At 40.2% G+C, this 20,383-nt stretch carries 22 protein-coding genes; 17 read left to right on the top strand and 5 right to left on the bottom strand.

Annotated features, from left to right (window positions below):
• Nucleotides 1-5: 5 nt before the first annotated feature.
• The 11 genes from rsmA to CJ263_RS05870 all read left to right on the top strand — a co-directional run bounded on the left by rsmA (nucleotide 6) and on the right by CJ263_RS05870 (nucleotide 6,943).
• Entirely contained in the window at nucleotides 6-875 is an 870-nt protein-coding gene (rsmA, locus tag CJ263_RS05820) for a 16S rRNA (adenine(1518)-N(6)/adenine(1519)-N(6))-dimethyltransferase RsmA (RefSeq protein ID WP_094996396.1), read from the top strand.
• On the top strand, nucleotides 862-2,214 hold the full coding sequence (gene mgtE / locus CJ263_RS05825; protein ID WP_094996397.1) for a magnesium transporter: 1,353 nt from the start codon (nucleotides 862-864) through the stop codon (nucleotides 2,212-2,214). Before rsmA ends, mgtE begins: the two co-directional genes overlap by 14 nt.
• 295 nt (nucleotides 2,215-2,509) lie before the next feature.
• Nucleotides 2,510-2,875, top strand: coding sequence for a cupin domain-containing protein (locus CJ263_RS05830; RefSeq protein ID WP_094996398.1), 366 nt, complete (start codon nucleotides 2,510-2,512; stop codon nucleotides 2,873-2,875).
• A gap of 8 nt (nucleotides 2,876-2,883) precedes the next feature.
• Nucleotides 2,884-3,828 carry a 2-hydroxyacid dehydrogenase gene (locus CJ263_RS05835; RefSeq protein ID WP_094996399.1) on the top strand — a complete coding sequence of 315 codons (945 nt, stop codon included), beginning with the start codon at nucleotides 2,884-2,886 and terminating at the stop codon, nucleotides 3,826-3,828.
• 32 nt (nucleotides 3,829-3,860) lie between these two features.
• Entirely contained in the window at nucleotides 3,861-4,232 is a 372-nt protein-coding gene (locus CJ263_RS05840; RefSeq protein WP_094996400.1) for a VOC family protein, read from the top strand.
• Nucleotide 4,233: 1 nt separating this feature from the next.
• Nucleotides 4,234-4,689 (top strand): DUF1801 domain-containing protein, encoded by a 456-nt coding sequence (locus CJ263_RS05845; protein WP_094996401.1) that lies wholly within the window; start codon nucleotides 4,234-4,236, stop codon nucleotides 4,687-4,689.
• Between the two features lie 7 nt (nucleotides 4,690-4,696).
• On the top strand, nucleotides 4,697-5,083 hold the full coding sequence (locus tag CJ263_RS05850; protein ID WP_094996402.1) for a VOC family protein: 387 nt from the start codon (nucleotides 4,697-4,699) through the stop codon (nucleotides 5,081-5,083).
• Between the two features lie 54 nt (nucleotides 5,084-5,137).
• Complete coding sequence (locus tag CJ263_RS05855; RefSeq protein WP_094996403.1) at nucleotides 5,138-5,524, top strand: hypothetical protein; 387 nt, start codon at nucleotides 5,138-5,140, stop codon at nucleotides 5,522-5,524.
• Between the two features lie 82 nt (nucleotides 5,525-5,606).
• Nucleotides 5,607-5,930, top strand: a complete 324-nt coding sequence (locus CJ263_RS05860) for an ArsR/SmtB family transcription factor (protein ID WP_094996404.1) — start codon at nucleotides 5,607-5,609, stop codon at nucleotides 5,928-5,930.
• Between the two features lie 15 nt (nucleotides 5,931-5,945).
• Entirely contained in the window at nucleotides 5,946-6,431 is a 486-nt protein-coding gene (locus CJ263_RS05865) for a DUF6428 family protein (RefSeq protein ID WP_094996405.1), read from the top strand.
• A gap of 17 nt (nucleotides 6,432-6,448) precedes the next feature.
• A complete protein-coding gene (locus CJ263_RS05870; protein WP_094996406.1) occupies nucleotides 6,449-6,943 on the top strand; it encodes a GNAT family N-acetyltransferase in 495 nt (164 codons plus the stop codon).
• Between the two features lies 1 nt (nucleotide 6,944).
• On the opposite strand, the gene CJ263_RS05875 is transcribed toward CJ263_RS05870, so the two are convergent.
• From CJ263_RS05875 to CJ263_RS05885, 3 genes are all read right to left on the bottom strand, one after another.
• Nucleotides 6,945-8,759: a GNAT family N-acyltransferase gene (locus CJ263_RS05875; protein WP_094996407.1), complete on the bottom strand. Its 1,815-nt coding sequence runs from the start codon at nucleotides 8,757-8,759 to the stop codon at nucleotides 6,945-6,947.
• Nucleotides 8,760-8,843: 84 nt separating this feature from the next.
• Nucleotides 8,844-10,091 (bottom strand): aspartate kinase, encoded by a 1,248-nt coding sequence (locus CJ263_RS05880; protein ID WP_094996408.1) that lies wholly within the window; start codon nucleotides 10,089-10,091, stop codon nucleotides 8,844-8,846.
• Between the two features lie 23 nt (nucleotides 10,092-10,114).
• Entirely contained in the window at nucleotides 10,115-10,594 is a 480-nt protein-coding gene (locus CJ263_RS05885; protein WP_094996409.1) for a GNAT family N-acetyltransferase, read from the bottom strand.
• 110 nt (nucleotides 10,595-10,704) lie between these two features.
• Between CJ263_RS05885 and fbp the strand changes: the two genes are divergently transcribed.
• Nucleotides 10,705-11,715: a class 1 fructose-bisphosphatase gene (fbp, locus tag CJ263_RS05890; protein WP_094999130.1), complete on the top strand. Its 1,011-nt coding sequence runs from the start codon at nucleotides 10,705-10,707 to the stop codon at nucleotides 11,713-11,715.
• Nucleotides 11,716-11,758: 43 nt separating this feature from the next.
• On the opposite strand, the gene CJ263_RS05895 is transcribed toward fbp, so the two are convergent.
• Complete coding sequence (locus tag CJ263_RS05895; protein ID WP_094996410.1) at nucleotides 11,759-12,181, bottom strand: tellurite resistance TerB family protein; 423 nt, start codon at nucleotides 12,179-12,181, stop codon at nucleotides 11,759-11,761.
• A gap of 101 nt (nucleotides 12,182-12,282) precedes the next feature.
• On the opposite strand from CJ263_RS05895, the gene CJ263_RS05900 reads away from it, so the two are divergent.
• From CJ263_RS05900 to CJ263_RS05920, 5 genes are read left to right on the top strand one after another with little or no spacing between them, the layout of a single operon-like run.
• Nucleotides 12,283-13,305 (top strand): ligase-associated DNA damage response exonuclease, encoded by a 1,023-nt coding sequence (locus CJ263_RS05900; protein WP_094996411.1) that lies wholly within the window; start codon nucleotides 12,283-12,285, stop codon nucleotides 13,303-13,305.
• A complete protein-coding gene (locus tag CJ263_RS05905) occupies nucleotides 13,302-14,972 on the top strand; it encodes an ATP-dependent DNA ligase (RefSeq protein ID WP_094996412.1) in 1,671 nt (556 codons plus the stop codon). The genes CJ263_RS05900 and CJ263_RS05905 overlap by 4 nt, the downstream gene beginning before the upstream one ends.
• A gap of 6 nt (nucleotides 14,973-14,978) precedes the next feature.
• Entirely contained in the window at nucleotides 14,979-17,447 is a 2,469-nt protein-coding gene (locus CJ263_RS05910) for a ligase-associated DNA damage response DEXH box helicase (protein ID WP_094996413.1), read from the top strand.
• 13 nt (nucleotides 17,448-17,460) lie between these two features.
• Complete coding sequence (pdeM, locus tag CJ263_RS05915; RefSeq protein WP_094996414.1) at nucleotides 17,461-18,132, top strand: ligase-associated DNA damage response endonuclease PdeM; 672 nt, start codon at nucleotides 17,461-17,463, stop codon at nucleotides 18,130-18,132.
• A 56-nt stretch (nucleotides 18,133-18,188) separates the two neighbouring features.
• Nucleotides 18,189-18,992, top strand: a complete 804-nt coding sequence (locus tag CJ263_RS05920; RefSeq protein ID WP_094996415.1) for a hypothetical protein — start codon at nucleotides 18,189-18,191, stop codon at nucleotides 18,990-18,992.
• Between the two features lie 2 nt (nucleotides 18,993-18,994).
• Here CJ263_RS05920 and CJ263_RS05925 read toward each other — a convergent pair whose 3' ends face one another.
• The gene (locus CJ263_RS05925; protein ID WP_094996416.1) at nucleotides 18,995-20,344 is read right to left on the bottom strand and encodes a dihydrolipoyl dehydrogenase family protein; all 1,350 of its coding nucleotides are present in this window, start codon (nucleotides 20,342-20,344) and stop codon (nucleotides 18,995-18,997) included.
• Nucleotides 20,345-20,383: the final 39 nt, after the last annotated feature.

Below are 20,383 nucleotides of genomic sequence, written 5' to 3' on the forward strand. Positions count from 1 at the left end.
ATGTAATGGGGAAGAAAAGAAAGAAAAACAAGAATGGGCGTTATGACAAAGTCAAGAACAAAGAACAAGAAGGTCCGGTCAGGGCCAAAAAACACCTTGGCCAGCATTTCTTGAAGGACGAAGCCATTGCGCAAAAAATTGCTGAAACCCTCTCGTTGGAAGGATATGAAAAGGTCTTGGAAATAGGTCCTGGAACAGGGGTTCTCACAAAATACCTTCTGAACCGCGGGATTGACCTAGTCGCCATGGATCTGGATGCGGACTCTATCATCTATCTTAACCATAGCTTTCCCTTGGAACACGCCAAGGTCCTACAAGGCAATGGTTCCCTTAAAGTGGTGGAAGCGGATTTTCTTAACTATGACCTGCAAACCCTGTTTGGCAATGAGCCGTTTGCCATAACCGGGAATTTCCCTTATAACATTTCTACGCAAATTGTATTTAAAATGCTGGAAATGAGAAGTCAGATACCAGAATTTTCAGGGATGTTTCAAAAGGAAGTGGCCCAACGTATATGTGCCAGCGAAGGAAACAAGACCTATGGAATCTTATCGGTTTTGACGCAGGCTTTTTACGATGCCGAATATTTATTTACGGTACATCCCCAAGTTTTTGACCCACCGCCCAAGGTGCAGTCTGGGGTATTGAACCTTACCCGGAAAAAAGAATATATTCTAGATTGTGATGAAAAATTGTTGTTTACAGTAGTTAAGACCGCCTTCAACCAAAGAAGGAAAACGATGCGCAACAGTTTAAAAACACTTGGACTTTCAGATAATCTTAAAGAAGATGCTATATTTGACCAACGTCCGGAACAGCTTTCCGTCTCCGGGTTTATTGCGTTGACGAAGAAGATAGCAAATGACACCGTTTAAACTCACAGAGGAACTCATAGCGCAAATAGAGGAGCTCATTGAAAACCAAAGGGATACCGAGTTGAATTCCCTATTGGGGGATGTACATTATGCCGATATCGCAGAAATCATCAATGAACTGAACGAAGATGAGGCCACTTATCTTATAAAACTTCTGGATAGCCATAAGACCTCCGATGTCCTGACCGAATTGGATGAAGACGTGCGAGAGGCCATTCTTGGAAATCTTTCCTCCAAGGAAATCGCTGATGAGCTAGGAGAATTGGATACGGACGATGCCGCCGATATCATTGGGGAACTCCCACAGGAGATGATACAGCAGGTCATCTCTGAAATTGAGGACCGGGAACACGCCAAGGACATTGTAGACCTTTTACGTTACGATGAAAACTCCGCCGGTGGTCTTATGGCCAAAGAGTTGGTCAAAGTGAGGGAAAACTGGAACGTTTTGACCTGTGTAAAGGAAATGAGGGCACAGGCAGAAAATGTGACCAGGGTGCATTCCATCTATGTAGTGGACGAAGAGGATAAACTTATTGGAAGACTGTCCCTAAAGGATTTATTGACTACTTCTACCAAAACCCATATCAAGGACGTTTACATAGCCAAGGTAGATTCTGTCAATGTTAATGAAAAACCGGAAGAGGTCGCCAAAATCATGTCAAAATACGATTTGGAAGCCATTCCCGTAGTGGATGAGATCGGCAGGTTGGTAGGACGTATTACCATAGATGATATCGTGGACGTAATCCGGGAAGAAGCTGATAAGGATTATCAAATGGCCGCTGGTATTTCCCAAGATGTGGAAGCCGATGATGGTGTATGGGAATTAACCCGTGCCCGGCTACCATGGTTGATTTTGGGATTATTTGGAGGCCTGGGCGCAGCCGCTATTATGGGAGGTTTTGAGGAAATGATCGCAAAACATGCCGTACTTTTTTTCTTTACCCCCTTGATTGCCGCCATGGCCGGAAATGTAGGGGTTCAGTCCAGTGCTATTATCGTTCAAGGTCTGGCAAACGATGACCTTAAGGGCAGTATAAGTAATAGACTTGTAAAGGAAATGCTTCTGGCCTTACTTAATGGAGTCATACTGGCTACAATTTTACTTTTATTTACTTGGGTGTGGCAAGGAGCCTTTCTTTCCTCGCTGGCTATTTCCATATCCTTGATTGCGGTTATTGTAGTGGCCGGTTTTATTGGAACCTTCATTCCCCTCTTCCTTCATAAAAGAGGGATAGATCCCGCAATCGCTACGGGTCCTTTTATTACTACCAGTAATGATATTTTTGGCATTCTTATTTATTTTATGATCGCCAAACTTATCTTAGGCATATAAGTCTAGATGGGAAGTCTATTTTTAATATACTTTTTGCTTAAATTAAGGTCTCGAAAACATCGGCAATATCCAGTAAGAACATTTAAATATCTATTATGAACCGATTTCTCCTAGTACCCATTCTTCTTGCACTTTTATGCCTTGGATGTGAAGAGGAGAAAAACAAGAATCTAAAGATGAAGGAATGGACTTGAATAAAAAATGTACAAATGATTACGGATCTCTTTCCATAAATAATTACCAAGTTAATTTATTACCTTATCAAGCGGTCATAATTTCATTGAACTAATTTTAAATGGAAACTATAAATCTTAAGGAAAAACATTCCCTGTTCACCAACCATTGGCATCCTCAACAAATCGCCGTGGTAGATAACATGCAGGTGCTTTTGGCAAAGCTAAAAGGTGAATTTGTCTGGCATGCCCATGAGCATGAGGATGAATTGTTCCAAGTGTTAAAAGGAACCTTATATATGCAGTTCAGAGACAGGACAGAGGTTGTCAAGGAAGGGGAACTAATTGTTGTACCCAAGGGCGTAGAACACTGCCCTATGACCAAAAATGATGAAGAGGTTCACGTGCTTTTATTTGAAAAACTTTCCACGGCCCACACTGGAAACGTTGAACATGAAATGACCCAAACCCATTATCCAAAAATATAAAAGACCTTATGAAAGTGCTCCATGTAGATGTTAACCACCCTTTGATTATAGAGCAGTTCAATGCATTAGGCTTTGAGAATGATGAGGATTACACATCATCAAAAGAAGAGATTGAAGATAAAATAGCAGCGTATGACGGACTCATTATCCGGAGTAGGTTTACCATTGACGCTTCCTTTTTGGATAAGGCAAAAAACTTAAAATTCATAGGCCGATTGGGCGCGGGACTGGAAAATATTGATACCAGATATGCCAAGTCCCTGGGCATATTCTTGGCCGCCGCTCCAGAAGGTAACTGTAATGCGGTAGGCGAACACGCCTTGGGTATGTTATTGTCCCTTTTCAACAATCTTAATAAGGCAGATGCGGAAGTGAGAAACGGGAAATGGGACCGGGAAGGAAACCGTGGGGTTGAATTAGAGGGCAAGGTCGTTGGTATTATTGGGTATGGAAATATGGGTAAGGCCTTCGCGAAAAAGTTAAAAGGATTTGATGTTGACGAGGTCATCTGCTATGATATTGAAGGCGGCGTTGAGGACGAAAACGCCAGACAAGTGGGCATCATGGAATTACACCAGCGCACCGATGTGTTGAGCTTGCATGTTCCACAGACGGCATCGACCATAGGTATGATCAATTCGGAATTTTTAAATAAGTTCCGTAAAAATATCTGGATCATCAATACGGCCAGGGGAAAATGCATTAAGACCGAGGATTTGGTAAGTGCACTACAATCAAAAAAAGTTTTGGGTGCGGGATTGGACGTTCTCGAATACGAAAAATCCTCTTTTGAAAATATGTTTACCGGGGACGGACTTCCAGAGGCTTTTGAATATTTGACCAAAGCCAACAACGTATTGTTATCTCCCCATGTAGCCGGATGGACGGTAGAGAGCAAAATCAAATTGGCGCAGACCGTGGTGAATAAAATCAAAAATAAATTTGTAGTTTAAGGGATTGATAGTCAACCTTAAACACCTTTAAAATGAACTTAGGCACTTTTTCCATCAGCCTTTCCGTAAAAAACATTAAAGCTTCCAAAGAATTTTATGAAGCCTTGGGTTTCTCGGTTTTCCATGGCAATATTGAACAAAATTGGCTGATTCTAAAAAATGAAACCTCTACAATAGGACTGTTTCAAGGTATGTTCGAAAAGAACATCCTCACCTATAATCCTGGTTGGGATTCCAATGCCAATCCCCTCAATAGCTTTACCGATATTCGAGAACTTCAAAAAATGTTGAAAGCCAAGGGGTTAAATTTGGTCCGTGAAGTTGAAGAAGGCACATCCGGTCCGGCAAGTATTACCCTTTTGGACCCTGATGGAAACCCTATTCTTATAGATCAGCACGTTTAAGATGCAGTACAAGGCAGAATCTCCAGAAGACTATATTTCCCAATTGCCCGAAGAAAGAAGGAAAGTGATTTCGGGAATTAGACAGCAAATTCTGGAAAATCTACCTGAGGGTTTCGAGGAACAAATGAGTTATGGTATGTTGGGTTATGTAGTACCCCACTCCATATATCCTAAAGGATATCATGTAAAACCGGAACTTCCCCTACCCTTTATAAATCTAGCATCACAGAAAAACTTTATCGCACTGTACCATTCCGGCCTTTATGCCGATCCTGCACTCTTGGAATGGTTTACATTGGAATATCCAAAACATTGTAAACGTAAACTGGATATGGGCAAAAGTTGTGTTCGATTTAGGAGCATGGACGATATTCCTTATAAACTTATTGCGGAGCTCACAGGAAAAATGACTATACAGGAATGGATAAACCTTTACGAGAAAAACACTAAAAAATAACAAACACATGAAAAACAGGGTGACAGGATTAGGCGGATTCTTTTTTAAGACATCTGACCCCAACAAAATTAAAGAATGGTATAAAAACCATCTAGGACTTAACACCGACGATTATGGATGTACATTTTGGTGGAAAGACAAAGAAGGAAAAGACTGTTCTACACAGTGGAGTCCTATGAAAGAAGATACAAAATATTTTGAACCAAGCAAGTCCCAATTTATGATGAATTTTAGGGTGGAAAACTTGGTTGAACTTTTGAAAGTGTTAAAAGAGGAAGGAGTAACGGTAGTAGGAGAAATTGAGGAATATTCCTATGGTAAATTTGGATGGATTTTGGATCCGGACGGTAATAAAATAGAACTTTGGGAACCCATTGATAAAGCATTTTTGTGATATCATTTTATTCTTTACATTTAAAGTATAGTTAACCACCAAAAAAACAATACCATGTCAGAAGAAAATAAAGACTTTGGAGATAAGGCAGAGGACGCTGCCAATGATTTCAAAGAAGATTTAAAACAAACATTTGACCCGAAAAATCCGGACAGTGGCAAAACCGTTGCCATCATTGCACATATCACCGTTATTGGATGGATAGTTGCCCTAATAATGAATAGTCAAAATAAAACAGAGTTTGGTAGCTACTATATTCGGCAAACCCTTGGAATTTGGATTTTAGGGTTCATACTAGGTATTATACCGGTTGTGGGGTGTTTTGCTTTTATTATTTGTGTAGTACTTATAATAATAAGTCTTGTAAATGCTGCAAATGATAAAATGGTTCCCATAGTTGGACTTGGCGAATATTTCCAAGACTGGTTCAAAAGCCTATAATCATATTTAAAGACTGAATTTTTCCTTCAGTCTTTTTAATTTCAAATTATTATCGTAATATTGCAATATATAAATATTAAAAATGGGAGTTACCAAAACACAGATCTTTAACGAAAAACAGAATGAACTGGCTACAATATTCAAAGTTTTGGCCAATCCGGCAAGGATTGCCATTCTTGAGTATATAAGCAAACAAGAAGCCTGTATCTGTAATGATATTGTGGACGAAATTGGTTTGGCTCAGCCCACCATTTCCCAACATCTAAAAGAATTAAAGAGTATTGATCTTATTTCTGGCGAGATAGAGGGCAAAAAGGTATGCTACTGTATTAATCTTAAAAAATGGTCTGCAATACAAGAATTGTTAAACTCCTTTTTTAATTCGACCAAAACAAATTGCTGTTAACTAAATAATTTCATCATGAAGACTAAAGAACTTTTAAACATCCTCAAGGAAAATTCAACTAAGAACTTACTTTTTGAATATACCCCTGGACAATTTGTGGGAGCCCATTATCACATTACGGAAGTTAAAAACGTAACCATTGACTCCATTGATTGTGGTGCAAATCCCGACTTTTGGAAGGAAACCGTGATTCAATTATGGGAAAGCCCAAAAGAAAAGGGTAAACGCGATTACATGTCCGCCTACAAAGCTCTTTCCATCCTAAACAAGGTGGACAAAATAAAGCCTATGGAAAGGGAAGTAGAGGTAAAGTTTGAATATAGTAATGCCTCCTTTCACACTTCACAACTGTATGTGAACGATTATCAAGTCAGCGGCGAAAATTTAATCTTTAAGTTAGGCGTGGAACAAACGGATTGCAAGGCGAAGGAAACGTGCGGTATTCCAGAAACCGTTGCCGAAACGGTATCAGAATGTGCTCCTAGTAGCGGTTGCTGTTAAAATCCCTGTAGGTTACAATGCTTATAATAAGAACAATGGATTCCTCTGATTGGAATCAAGTGTCCAACATCTACAAAGAAGGTATAGAAACGGGTATGGCTACGTTTGAAACCATAGTTCCCAGTTATGAGAAGTGGGACAGTGCCCATCTAAAAAATTGTCGATTTGTCGCAATCTCTAAAAAGGAGATTGCCGGATGGGTCATATTATCCGCTGTTTCCGGCCGTCATGTGTACAGAGGCGTTGCAGAAGTAACCGTATATATTGGCAAAAACTATAGAGGAATGGGTATTGGAAAGGCCCTGATGCAACACTTGATTTTGGAAAGTGAAAAAGAGGGTTTTTGGACCCTACAATCCGGAATTTTTCCGTCCAATAAGGCAAGTTTAAAACTTCATGAATCCGTAGGGTTTAGGAAAATAGGCATTAGGGAGCGTGTAGGCAACCTAAAAGGCGAATGGATAGACAATGTGCTTTACGAAAGAAGAAGTACAGTAGTCGGTATAAAATAATCTATTCCGGGTTCTGTTGCGCTTCCGCCATTTTTCGTTCCAACTCTGCCTGAAACTCCTCCATTACGGGTTTAACGGTACTCTCTGGCAAGTCGGCAATCTTAATGTACATTAAGCCATCCACGGAATTATTGAATAAGGGGTCTACGTTGAAGGCAACCACCTTTGCATTTTGTTTGATGTACTTTTTTATGAGAACGGGTAAACGCAGACTACCCGGCTCCACCTCATCAATCATTCTGTCGAATTTATTTAAGTCGGCCTGTGTTTCATCAAAAACAAACTCTTTGTCCGCATCCTTGAGCTTCACCTTGAATTCCTTTTTGGGTCGTATGTATTGTGCCACATATGGATCCCAATAATTGGATTTCATAAACTCTATCATCAAGGATTTGGAAAAATTTGAGAATTGATTGCTTATACTCACGCCTCCAATAAGATACTTATGCTCTGGATGTCTTAAGGTTGTATGTACGATTCCTTTCCACAGCAAAAACAAGGGCATAGGTTTCTGTTGATATTCTTTGGTAATATATGCCCTACCCATTTCAATGGAATTTTTCATCATTCCATATAGTTCCGGCTCTACACGAAACAAGTCCTGCAAATAAAAACCATCAATACCGTACTCTGGAAAAATTTCTGAGCCCAATCCCATTCTGTATGCCCCTACAATACACTTTTCCGTATCGTCCCAAAGGAATAGGTGGTAGTAGTATGAGTCAAACTTATCCAGGTCAATGGCATTGTTGGTCCCCTCCCCTATGGCCCTAAAAGTAACTTCGCGCTGTCTACCAATTTCTTTTAGGATAAAGGGCATGTCTTTTTCCTTAGCCAAAAAGACTTCGTAATTTTTACTTTGCAACAGACGGCAATCCTTTTCACGTAATTTTTCAATTTCTCCCTGCATCACTTCTTTTCGAATTGCAGAAGCAATTTTTCTTGGAGGTTTGGGTAGCTTAAGGGAAGCTGGCAATTGGTCGATTAGTCGTTCCTTTTCATAAGCGTTCGAAAGAATATAAGTTTTCCTTCTTAACAGATCCGAAAACTCCAACACACTTTCCTGTTCCTTCTGGGTCTGAACCGAAATAGGTTGACCAATTCGTATTTTTATGGGTCGGCTATGTTGCGAAAACACCTGGGAAGGAATCATGGCCGTTCTAAAAATATCGTTCACCTTGGAAAGCCTATAAAAAAGCTTACTATTTCTGGCATGAAAATAAATAGGAACTACGGGTACTTCCGCCTTTCTGATAAGCTTTAGGGCAGCTTCCTCCCAAGGTTTGTCCACAATCAATTTTCCATCTCGGTAGGTGGATACTTCACCTGCCGGAAAAATGCCCAAAGGATGTCCATTTTTTAAATGTTCCAGGGTTTTTTTAAACCCCATGACACTGCTCTTTACATCCTTATGTCCTTCAAAAGGATTAACCGGAAGAATATAAGGATCCAAAGGAACCATTCGCTGCAAAAGAAAATTGGCCATGATTTTAAAATCCGGTCTTTTTGGAAGCATTAGATCCATCAATAAGACACCGTCTATGGCACCTAAGGGATGGTTGCTAATCGTAATGAAGGGACCTTCCTTTGGCAATCTTTTAAAATCTTCTTCCGGAATCTCAAAATCGATTTCAAAATGGTCCAAAACCGCCTTGGTAAATTCAGGTCCCTCTAAATGGGAAATACTATCGTAAAACCGGTTAACACCGGAGATGCGCGTCACCTTCATCAATGCCCAACCCATAAAAGTTCCTAGAAAGCCAAACTTGGACAAGTTAACGGCTTTTGCTACTTCCTTTGCGGTCACTAAACCCATATATCCATTCTATTTCTAACTATAAATATAGACAATAGCAGGACTAGGTCACTATTTTATCTAAATGAAAAGTATTTATCAACCTTATTTTACCACCAACTGTACGGTCTCCTTACCTCTTTGTTCCAAAAGGATCTCATGACCATTCTGCAGCGATTCAAGAGCTTGGGTGTTGAAATGTCTAATGGTATATAAGGACACATCTTCATGGTGTACCACTTTAAACTTGCCTTTTAATTGTTGAAGTAAGTCCTCGAGTCCCCCAAACTTGTTATCCACACATACGGAAAAACTAATTGCGGAATTTTGAATAAGATCAACCTTGATTTTATACTCATGGAAGAGTTTAAAAATCTCACTGATATTGTTTTCCACCATGAACGAGAAATCCAAGGAGGACAGCTTCATGAGTACTTGGTTCTTCTTGACGATGAAGCAGGGAACCTTTGGCTCTATACCCATTCCTTTGCCCACTGTTGTTCCTGGATTTTTAGGATTCAAAAATGATTTTACGTGAAGAGGTATCTCTTTTCGCTGTAAAGGCTGTAGTGTCTTTGGGTGAATTACCGAAGCTCCGTAGAATGCCAACTCTATGGCTTCCCTGTATGAAATATTGTTCAATAACTGTGTTTCTTTAAAATATCTGGGATCGGCATTAAGGACCCCGGGAACGTCCTTCCAAATAGTAACGGAATCGGCATTTAAACAATAGGCCAATATCGCAGCTGTATAATCCGATCCTTCCCTGCCCAAGGTAGTGGTAAAATTATTATCGTCACTTCCTAAAAAACCTTGGGTAATGTTAAGAACTCTTCTATCGATATCAGCCACATTTTTCTGGGTTCTTTCCCAATTTACAGTAGTGTCCCTGTAACTATTATCCGTTTTAATATAATTGCGTACATCCAACCAATTATTGGCAATACCAACCTCTTTTAGGTAGGCACTGATAATCGTGGTAGAAATCAACTCCCCATAGCCCACAATTTGATCATACACAAAATTATAGTTGGGCGATTTATTCCAGACCAAAAAACCATTGATTTCATCGATCAACACCCTAAAATCCTGATAAATCCTGTGCTGCTTGTTTTCAAAAAGCTCGAAAATGATACCATTATGGTATTCTACTATATCCGATATTTTGGAAGGGATATCCTTTTTATTTTTAAAATAGGCATTGACCACTTCTTCCATGGCATTAGTGGTCTTACCCATGGCGGAAACCACCAACAAGGTATTTTCATATCCAACCTGTTGCAATACGTTTACAACATTTCTCACGGCATCTGAATCTTTAACAGATGCACCACCAAACTTAAATATTCTCATAAACTTCCTACGCTTCTTCCTTTTTAAATATTGACCAAATAATTGGCAATTCCCTTTTCATCCAAATGCACAACGTCCCAATCCCGTTTTACATCGGCTCCTTTACTTTTATAAAAATCAATGGCCGGTTCATTCCAATCCAAAACCTCCCAACTTATTCTTTTCACCCCCAAATTCCTTCCATATTTGACTACTTCGTTCAACAGAGCGGTACCCAAACCGCTTCCCCTCATATTCTCGGTTACGATTAAATCCTCCAAATGAATAATGGGCCCTTTCCAAGTTGAATATCTAGGATATACCAAAGCCATACCTACAACAACGTCTTCATTTTCGGCTACAAAACAATGAAAGTGTTTTTCTGGTCCAAAACCACTGCGCTCCAAATCAGATACCGTCACTTCTACAACATTATCTTCCTTTTCAAATACAGCAAGCTCCTGAATCAGTTTTAAAACTTGGGGCATGTCCTCTTTTTGGGAAGGTCTAATTGTAAAATCCATAGTTGTTACAAATAAAACACAAAGTTATAAATTTAAATAAAGAAGTGAAAAACCAAACGCAAGAGTTTCACAAAATAAGCGATATTTGTAGTGAAATCTACCCATTTCCTATGACAACCAACAGAAAACAGACTTTAGGGGAGTTCATTATAGAGAATCAAAAATCATTTCAATATTCGTCAGGAGAGTTATCCAAGCTAATCAACGCCATTCGATTGGCGGCCAAAGTGGTCAACCATGAGGTGAACAAAGCTGGGCTTGTAGATATTATAGGTACTGCAGGCGAAACTAATATTCAAGGTGAAAATCAGCAAAAGTTGGATGTTTTTGCCAATGAAAAATTTATTCAGACGCTTACGAATCGTGAAATAGTCTGTGGTATCGCCTCTGAAGAGGAGGATAGTTTCATTTCTATAAATAGCAGTGATGAAAACCATCAAAACAAATATGTGGTCTTGATTGATCCTTTGGACGGTTCGTCAAATATCGACGTAAATGTGTCCGTGGGTACTATTTTTTCCATTTATAGGAGGGTTACCCCGGTAGGTACCCCGGTGACTATTGAAGATTTTTTACAGCCCGGAAACCAACAGGTTGCCGCAGGGTATGTGGTTTATGGCACCTCCACTATGATAGTTTATACAACTGGGGATGGCGTCAATGGATTTACTCTTAATCCGGCGTTGGGAACATTCTATCTATCTCACCCAAAAATGCAATTTCCAGAGACTGGAAAAATCTATTCGGTCAATGAAGGAAATTATGTTCATTTTCACCAAGGGGTAAAAGACTACATCAAATACTGTCAAATGGAAGAAGGTGATAGACCGTACACCTCTAGATATATTGGTTCCTTGGTATCGGATTTCCATAGAAACATGATTAAAGGAGGTATCTACATGTACCCTAAAAGCAGTGTTACCGGAAATGGAAAATTGAGATTGTTATACGAATGTAACCCCATGGCATTTATTGCAGAGCAAGCAAATGGTATTGCAATAGGGGGTAAAACACGCATACTTGATATTCAGCCAACAGAGTTACACCAACGGGTACCTTTTTTCTGTGGCAGTAAACAAATGGTTGGAAAGCTTCAGGAATTCCTTAAAAAATACCAATAAAAAAGGGAGCGATTTAGCTCCCTTTCTATTCTTTACTTATAAACTATTTTTTAACCAAATACAAGTAATCCTCAAAATCCAATTTTCCGCCAAAAATCTGAACGGAACGTTCAATAACCTTATCGGCCTTATCCCCGCTAAAACCCAAACCGATGGCATATTTTTTTACCAGGGTTTTCTCTTCTGGGTCCATTTCGTGGTCGGAATAAACAATACGGAATAGATCATACAAACGTTCCAACCGCTTTTCAGAATCATGGGTTGCTTCAATCGGATATTTATTCTCCTTCTTCAGTACCTCAGCATACTCTGCGCGGGTAATATCCAATTTGGTAGCAAAGCGGTCCAACAATTGTTTCTCCTCGGTACTAACCTCCCCGTCCACGGAAGCAAGTGTGGCCAAAGCCGCAAAATGGGCCAGGTTTCTTCTGTGCTCCCCACTGGTATATAAATCTGCAATAGACATAGTTGTATTTTAAATTATTGAGCAAATATAATTTTTTTAGAGGTCATAGTTTATATCGGGTACAACTTTGTTTGTACTCAAATTTGTAACTTCACTTGGCTATGAAATCACCACTCCTACAATTCACGGATAAAGGAATCTATTGCGAAAAAGCAGGAGTTTATCTAGACCCATGGAAACCTGTTGATAAGGCCATAATATCCCATGGCCATGCAGACCATAGTAGATGGGGTCATCAAAAATATATTACGCATCATAGAAATATACCCATCATTTCCCACAGACTTGGAAATATCAACACCAGAGGCGTAGCATGGGGAGAAAATTTCACCATAAATAATGTAAAATTTAGTATGCATCCTGCGGGACACATCATTGGGTCTTCGCAAATTAGGGTTGAACACAAAGGTGAGGTTTGGGTCTTTACCGGTGACTATAAAACCGAGGACGATGGCATTTCTACTCCTTACGAATCGATAAAATGCAATACGTTCATAACCGAATGTACCTTTGGACTACCCGCTTTTAAATGGATTCCACAAAATGAGGTGTTACAGGATATCAACGATTGGTGGAAAGAAAATCAAAATGACGGAAAAACTTCCATACTTTTTGGATATAGCCTGGGTAAGGCCCAGCGATTACTGAAATATTTGGATACCGATATCGGTTCGATTTACACTCACGGGGCCATAGAAAACATGACGGAAGTACTAAGACCCTTAGTCTCATTTCCCAAGACAACACTGATTACCAGAGAAACCACCAAAAAAGAATTATTGGGCAATATGGTCTTGGCACCACCCAGTGCCCATGGAAGCACTTGGATACGAAAAATGGTTCCCTATGTCACCGCTTCTGCTAGTGGTTGGATGACCTTTAGGGGGGCACGTAGAAGAAGAGCTATTGATAAGGGGTTTGTGCTGAGTGACCATTGCGATTGGCAAGGGTTACTTTCCAGTATTGAAGCTACGGGCGCGGAAAAGATCATTTGTACGCATGGATATAGCGATATTTTCTCCCGATACCTTAGGGAACAGGGCTATGATGCCCGTACGGAAGCTACCCAATACGAAGGCGAACTTGGCGAGTTGGAATCTTCAAAATCGAATACCGACGCATGAAAAAATTCGCTCAACTTATCAAGGGCCTGGACAGTACCAATAAGACCACGGTAAAGGTTAATGCGCTTACCGCGTATTTTCAACAGGCGGATGATAAGGACAAGGTTTGGACCATTGCCATACTTTCACATAGGAGACCACCAAGACCTGTTAACACCACCTTGCTACGAGAATGGGCTTCTGAACTCGCGAATATTCCACTTTGGTTGTTCGAGGAAAGTTATCATATCGTAGGCGACTTGGCCGAAACTATTGCCTTGGTAGTCCCAAATTCGAACAAAACCTCTTCTAAAAGCCTCACATCATTTTTAAAAGAGATAAAATCGTTAAAATCCAAACCTGAAGATTTTAAGAAAGCTTATTTACATCAGAATTGGAAATCGCTCAACTACTATGAACGTTTTGTGTTCACTAAATTGATTACAGGTGGATTTAGAATTGGTGTAAGCCAAAAATTGATGACTCGAGCACTTTCTAAAGCTACGGAAATCGACGAGGATATTCTGGCCTACAAATTAATGGGAAATTGGGACCCTGATAAAATTTCATTCCAACAGCTGGTTTTGGAAAAGAACGAAAGTGACTATTTATCAAAACCTTATCCTTTTTATTTGGCCTATGCCATTGAAGGTGAACCTGAGGAATTGGGCGATGTATCACAATGGTTCGCGGAGCATAAATGGGACGGTATACGTTCGCAGGTTATCTTGAGAAACGACGAAATCTTTGTGTGGAGCCGGGGGGAGGAACTGGTTACGGACAAGTATCCGGAATTTGAACAGTTCATCGGCGTTATTCCCAATGGAACGGTCATCGATGGCGAAATACTACCCTACCCAAAAGGACAAATAGGTAACTTCAACGACCTGCAAAAACGAATTGGAAGAAAGACCATCAGCAAAAACTTACTTAGCAAAGTACCGGTTGTATTGAAAGCTTATGATCTTTTGGAATGGAAAGGAGAAGATATTAGAAATAAAGCTTTTAAGGAGCGTCGAGAACTATTGGAGGACTTATATGACAGCGTGGGTTCGACTACGCTCGGCCAGCAGAAATCAAAAGCTACGGAGCAAAGTAGAAATAAGGTCATTGAGCAGAGCCGAAGTAACCTTCCACTACACCTTTCAGAAACCATGGATTTTACCTCTTGGAAAGAAGTTGCCCTAGAAAGAGAACAGTCTCGAGAAAAACACAGCGAGGGACTGATGCTTAAACGAAAGGATTCCCCCTATTTAGTAGGACGAAAAAAGGGAGATTGGTGGAAATGGAAAGTAGATCCATTGACCATAGATGCGGTTCTAACCTACGCCATGCGAGGTCATGGAAGAAGAAGTAATTTGTTTACGGACTACACCTTTGCGCTTTGGAACGAGAACGAGGAAGGAGAAAAGGAATTGGTCACTTTTGCAAAAGCGTATTCCGGATTAACGGATGCCGAATTCCGAAAATTGGATGCTTGGATAAAGAAAAACACTTTGGAGCGGTTTGGTCCAGTACGTAGCGTAACCCCACACCATGTTTTTGAAATCGCTTTTGAAGGGATTGCACTTTCCAAAAGACATAAGAGCGGTGTGGCTACCCGCTTCCCCCGTATGTTACGATGGCGTAAGGATAAAACTATTCATGAGGCCAATACGCTATCGGACCTTAAAGAAATGATACCATAAAACCTTATGAATAGGCAGGAACTATTTGATATTGCTGAAAATTGGTTTATAGAGCAGAATTGGAAACCCTTTCCTTTTCAAAAAGAAACCTGGAAAGCATTTCTGCAAGGAAAGCACGGACTGCTAAATGCCCCTACCGGAAGTGGGAAAACCTATGCCTTGTGGTTTCCTATTGTCCTCAATTATATCAAACAAAATCCCGATTATAAAAACAAGCATAAAAAAGGATTAAAAGCGGTTTGGATTACGCCCTTACGAGCCCTGTCTCAAGAAATAAGACAATCTGCAGAGCGCGTTGTAACGGATTTGGATACTCAGATGACCGTAGGTATTCGTTCTGGAGATACCTCGACGAAAGCTCGTGCACAACAAAAAAAACAGATGCCCGATTTGTTGATTACGACCCCCGAAAGTCTTCAACTACTATTAGCCTCCAAAGGATATGATAAAATATTCAAGGACTGCACCTCCATAGTTGTGGATGAATGGCACGAAATCTTAGGTACTAAACGGGGCGTTCAGATGGAACTTGCGCTCTCTAGACTCAAAACCGTTTCAAAACATTTACGTATTTGGGGTATTTCAGCCACTATAGGAAACATGGAGCAAGCACGGGAAGTCCTCTTAGGCCCCCAATCCGAAGCATTGGAAAATTCAGTAATGATAAAGGCCAACATCAACAAAAAAATTACGGTTAAAAGTATCATTCCAAAGAAAATGGAAACCTTTCCTTGGAGAGGACATCTTGGTTTGCATCTTTTAGAATATATTATTCCAATTATCAATAACAGTAAAACTACCTTGCTATTCACCAACACTAGAAGTCAGTGCGAAATATGGTTTCAAAAAATATTGGAAAAGCATCCCGAATTTGCTGGTGAAATCGCCATGCACCATGGGAGCATCAATAAAGAAACCAGGATTTGGGTCGAAAATGCCATTAGAAATGAAACCCTAAAGGCCGTGGTATGTACTTCCAGTCTGGATTTAGGTGTTGATTTTGCTCCTGTAGAGACCGTGGTACAAATTGGTGGTCCAAAGGGAGTTGCCCGATTTTTACAGCGAGCGGGAAGAAGTGGCCACCGACCGGGAAAGGAAAGTGTCATTTATTTTCTTCCCACACATGCCATTGAGCTCATTGAAGCTTCGGCACTTCAAAAAGCGGTGAAACAAAATACTGTGGAAGACCGTATTCCATACCTTAACAGCTATGATGTTTTGCTCCAATACTTGACTACACTGGCCATTTCAGATGGGTTTTATCCCAATGAAATCTTTAGGGAAGTATCGGATACTTTTTGCTATCAGGCACTCAGCGAAGAAAACTGGCAATGGCTATTGAATTTTTTGGTCATGGGTAGCCAAAGTCTGCAATCCTATGATGAATACAAAAAAGTTGATGTAGAGGAAGATGGGAGATTCAAGGTGAACAATCGCGGTGTGGCCATGCGTCACCGATTTCAAATCGGGACCATTGTGGGGGATGTGAACCTTACTGTAAAATATCAAAAAGGCGGGTATATCGGTACTATAGAAGAATACTTTGTCTCAAAGCTCAATAAGGGCGATGTATTTACTTTCGCCGGCAGAAACCTGGAGTTTATCAGGATTAAGGATATGCAGGTCCATGTACGTAATTCCAAGAAGAAAACCAGTAAAGTTTCCAGTTGGATGGGAAGTCGGTTGACCCTATCGGCCCAAATGTCCGAATTACTGCGTAACGAATTGTATAGTTCTGGCGAAGAGCGGGAAAAGCAGTCCATTGAAATACAATCCTTGACCCATATTTTTGAAAGGCAAAGACGGGAAAGTATTGTACCACAACCGGATGAATTCTTAATTGAAACCTTCAAAAGTCGTGACGGCTACCACGCTGTTTTTTATCCATTCGAAGGTCGGTTTGTCCACGAGGCCATGGGCAGTCTTTTGGGATATCGCATCAGTCTGCTCTCCCCTATTACCTTTTCACTGGCGTTCAATGATTATGGCTTTGAACTTTTATCGGATAAACCCATAGACATGCAGGAGGTGTTGGACAACAATCTTTTCACTACCGATTTTTTGTTGGACGACCTTCAAAAGAGCCTGAACGCGACCGAAATGGCCCGAAGAAAGTTTAGGGACATTGCTATCATCAGCGGTATGGTATTTACAGGGTATCCGAATAAGGGAATAAAAATGAAGCACCTACAAAGCAATTCCCAGTTATTGTTCGAAGTGTTCCGAGATTACGAGCCAGACAATCTACTCTTTCAACAGGCATTTACGGAAACCTTTGAGCACCAGCTGGAGGAAGGCCGATTACGACTTTCATTGGAACGTATCGCCACACAGAACATCATGTGGAAACAATGCGAAAAGGCCACTCCCTTTGCCTTTCCTTTAATTACAGACCGTTTGAGCCGGGAAAAATTATCCAGCGAAAAATTGGAGGACAGAATTAAACGAATGGCAGCGATTTTGATGAAGAAATAGGTAATTTTACCTCATGATGCATGGTATTACCATTCGTGACCAGTCTTTCCAAATGCACTATTCCGGGGCCCTTTTCTGGGAAGAAAAATCGATTTTGCTCATAAGTGATGTCCATTTGGGAAAGGTTTCCCATTTTAGAAAATTTGGTGCAGCGGTACCCCAGCAAGCGATACAAAAAAATTTTACGGCCATGGATGATTCCTTGGAGACCTTTCTTCCCAAGACCGTCATTTTTTTGGGCGACCTCTTCCATTCGCACCTCAACAATGAGTGGAAACTGTTCGAAGCTTGGGTAACGTCAAAAACAATGGATTTTATTTTGGTTTCGGGGAATCACGATATTATATCCCCCTTAAAATATGAGGCTTTAAAAATTCAAATTTTGCCGGAGTTGCTTTTAGATGGATTTTTACTCACTCATCATCCGGAGGAACGGGAGGATTATTTTAATTTTTCAGGACATATCCATCCGGCTATCCGGTTAAACGGACTGGGAAGACAATCGGTTCGCCTGCCTTGTTTTTATAAGACCAATGACCAAATGATTTTACCCGCTTTTGGTGAGTTTACGGGTTCTTATACCATGGAACCCTGTGAAGATTGTGAGGTTTACGCCCTTTTGGGTGATGCCGTGCTACCCGTTCCCATTAAGGAAGTGAAGAAAAAAAGAAGAAATCGTAAATAGTCCTTTTATTTTTGGTTTAGACAAACGAATACGGTTCTTTACATGTACTTTTGACTATGACCAAAAAAGGATTTGCTCTTCTTAATCTAATATCTGTAATAGGGGTTATTGCAGTCAACTATAGTGCCCAGGCCTTCTCATTCAACAATACAACCATTAGGGGAATAAGCCAGCGGTATGACAACCTCTTTACACCGGCCAGTTACGCCTTCGCTATTTGGGGCCTTATTTTTTTAGGGTTATTGGCATTTTCTATTTTTCAAGTTAGAAGGGCTTTTTTTTCCAATAAAGAAAGTTCTTTCATAGAACAAACTGGATTTTGGTTTGCCTTGGCCAACATTTTGAATTGTGCTTGGGTATTTGCCTTTTTATACGACTTTGTTGGCTTTTCGGTATTGATTATGGTCGGAATCCTAGTCTCGCTCATTAAAGTCATCTTGAATACCAACATGGAACGATGGGATGCCCCTATTGCAATCATTGCTTTTATATGGTGGCCAATTTGTCTTTATAGTGGTTGGATTACGGTGGCCACAGTAGCCAACATATCCGCCTATTTGAGTAAAGTAAATTGGGAAGGTGGTCCATTTTCAGAAATTACTTGGACACTAATTATGATTATAATAGCCGTTTTAATCAATCTTCTAATGATCTGGAAACGGAATATGAGAGAATTTAGCGCAGTGGGCATTTGGGCTTTGGTGGCTATTTTTGTAAGACATCAAGATACATATGCGGCCATTGCCTATACTGCAATGTCAGGCGCAATACTTCTAACCATTGTTTCTTTGATTCATGGTTATAGGAATAGACATACAAATCCGGTCTACAAACTAAAGCAACGTTTAGAGGATAATTAATTCTATACCATACTCTTTATATCGTTCGCCCAGGATGGATAGGTAAATATGGTTCTTTGTAAATCATCCCCGGTCATTTTTTGATTCATGGCCATCGCAAATATATTTATGGTTTCACCGGCATTAGGGCCTAAAAGATGGGCTCCCACTACTTCACCGGTACGTTTGTTCATGATAATTTTATAAGTATATAGCGGTGCATTTATTCTTTTCGCATTAAACCAATTAGGAACTACCTTATAGTTAACAATTACATTCTTATATCTACTCCTGGCCTCTTCTTCAGAATATCCAACAGATGCCAAATTGGGCAAGGTAAATACCACAGAAGGAATAACGGGAACGTCCAAAGATTTGGTGTTCCCATTTAGTATGTTTTCCGATGCCACATAACCCTGCCTTCCTGAAAGTGGTGTTAGCGGTAAATTCTTGTCGGAAACATCCCCACATGCATATACTCTTGAATTCGAAGTGCTTTGAAGAAAGGCATTGGTGGTAATTCCTTGCTCATCAAAAATCACATTCCCTTTTTCCAAATCCAAGCCGGACAAGGCCGGAACACGGCCGGCAGTATTGAAAACCAAATTTGTTTTAATCGATTTTTGAGATTCGTTTACTGTATAAGAAAACTTATATTTTTTCCCTTTTTTCTTTATTGCAACAGGGTTTACATTGAAAATAAACCGAATACCCAATTTCTCGGAATAGTCTTTCAATTCTTTGGTCAAATCTATATCAAAGGGGTGTAAAATTGAATCTCCGCTGTCCATAACCACAACCTTGGAACCCGCCCTTGCAGCCATGTGCGCAAATTCCATCCCTACATATCCAGCACCAAGAAATGTAATACGCTTAGGCAGTTTTTTCAGCATTAAAAAATCACCACTTTCTTGCAAGTATTTATTTCCCGTAAAGAGTAGTTTTCTTGGTTCATAACCTGTGGCAATGACAATGACTTTTGCCGTAACCTTCTTTTTTCCAATGGTTAGTGTTTTCTCGTCTATGAATTTTGGGGACTCATGAAATAGGGTTATTCCTAAATCACTGAGCTTTTTCTTCGTACTCTCTGGAACAGGCCCCGTAAACTCAGTTTTAAATTTTTGTAGCTTTTTCCAGTTTATGGATATCGCTTTTACAATTCCTTTTTGTTTGAGGTTATTTGCCTGTTCAACGGCTTCGGTTGCCCCTAGTAGCACTTTTTTGGGATCGCAACCCCTATTGGCACAAGTACCCCCAAACGCTCTTTTTTCCGTAATTGCCACTTTTTTTCCGGCCTCTGCACAAGCTTTGGCAACCGTCTGCCCCGCAATTCCACTTCCTATGACAAATACATCAAACTTTTTTGAGTCCATTTAAATACATTTTAAAAACACCGTCTCCTCATACAATTT

This window comes from Maribacter cobaltidurans (assembly GCF_002269385.1).
Lineage (GTDB): Bacteria > Bacteroidota > Bacteroidia > Flavobacteriales > Flavobacteriaceae > Maribacter > Maribacter cobaltidurans.

What these genes read in the sequence shown, in the direction of transcription:
- CJ263_RS05880 (WP_094996408.1), bottom strand. Translation starts at nt 10,091, where the DNA reads ATGAGAATATTTAAGTTTGGTGGTGCATCTGTTAAAGATTCAGATGCC.
- CJ263_RS05840 (WP_094996400.1), top strand. Translation starts at nt 3,861, where the DNA reads ATGAACTTAGGCACTTTTTCCATCAGCCTTTCCGTAAAAAACATTAAA.
- CJ263_RS05855 (WP_094996403.1), top strand. Translation starts at nt 5,138, where the DNA reads ATGTCAGAAGAAAATAAAGACTTTGGAGATAAGGCAGAGGACGCTGCC.
- CJ263_RS05900 (WP_094996411.1), top strand. Translation starts at nt 12,283, where the DNA reads ATGAAATCACCACTCCTACAATTCACGGATAAAGGAATCTATTGCGAA.
- CJ263_RS05920 (WP_094996415.1), top strand. Translation starts at nt 18,189, where the DNA reads ATGACCAAAAAAGGATTTGCTCTTCTTAATCTAATATCTGTAATAGGG.
- CJ263_RS05870 (WP_094996406.1), top strand. Translation starts at nt 6,449, where the DNA reads ATGCTTATAATAAGAACAATGGATTCCTCTGATTGGAATCAAGTGTCC.
- mgtE (WP_094996397.1), top strand. Translation starts at nt 862, where the DNA reads ATGACACCGTTTAAACTCACAGAGGAACTCATAGCGCAAATAGAGGAG.
- CJ263_RS05850 (WP_094996402.1), top strand. Translation starts at nt 4,697, where the DNA reads ATGAAAAACAGGGTGACAGGATTAGGCGGATTCTTTTTTAAGACATCT.
- CJ263_RS05865 (WP_094996405.1), top strand. Translation starts at nt 5,946, where the DNA reads ATGAAGACTAAAGAACTTTTAAACATCCTCAAGGAAAATTCAACTAAG.
- CJ263_RS05925 (WP_094996416.1), bottom strand. Translation starts at nt 20,344, where the DNA reads ATGGACTCAAAAAAGTTTGATGTATTTGTCATAGGAAGTGGAATTGCG.
- CJ263_RS05830 (WP_094996398.1), top strand. Translation starts at nt 2,510, where the DNA reads ATGGAAACTATAAATCTTAAGGAAAAACATTCCCTGTTCACCAACCAT.
- CJ263_RS05835 (WP_094996399.1), top strand. Translation starts at nt 2,884, where the DNA reads ATGAAAGTGCTCCATGTAGATGTTAACCACCCTTTGATTATAGAGCAG.
- CJ263_RS05845 (WP_094996401.1), top strand. Translation starts at nt 4,234, where the DNA reads ATGCAGTACAAGGCAGAATCTCCAGAAGACTATATTTCCCAATTGCCC.
- CJ263_RS05905 (WP_094996412.1), top strand. Translation starts at nt 13,302, where the DNA reads ATGAAAAAATTCGCTCAACTTATCAAGGGCCTGGACAGTACCAATAAG.
- CJ263_RS05895 (WP_094996410.1), bottom strand. Translation starts at nt 12,181, where the DNA reads ATGTCTATTGCAGATTTATATACCAGTGGGGAGCACAGAAGAAACCTG.
- fbp (WP_094999130.1), top strand. Translation starts at nt 10,705, where the DNA reads ATGACAACCAACAGAAAACAGACTTTAGGGGAGTTCATTATAGAGAAT.
- CJ263_RS05860 (WP_094996404.1), top strand. Translation starts at nt 5,607, where the DNA reads ATGGGAGTTACCAAAACACAGATCTTTAACGAAAAACAGAATGAACTG.
- CJ263_RS05885 (WP_094996409.1), bottom strand. Translation starts at nt 10,594, where the DNA reads ATGGATTTTACAATTAGACCTTCCCAAAAAGAGGACATGCCCCAAGTT.
- CJ263_RS05875 (WP_094996407.1), bottom strand. Translation starts at nt 8,759, where the DNA reads ATGGGTTTAGTGACCGCAAAGGAAGTAGCAAAAGCCGTTAACTTGTCC.
- pdeM (WP_094996414.1), top strand. Translation starts at nt 17,461, where the DNA reads ATGATGCATGGTATTACCATTCGTGACCAGTCTTTCCAAATGCACTAT.
- rsmA (WP_094996396.1), top strand. Translation starts at nt 6, where the DNA reads ATGGGGAAGAAAAGAAAGAAAAACAAGAATGGGCGTTATGACAAAGTC.
- CJ263_RS05910 (WP_094996413.1), top strand. Translation starts at nt 14,979, where the DNA reads ATGAATAGGCAGGAACTATTTGATATTGCTGAAAATTGGTTTATAGAG.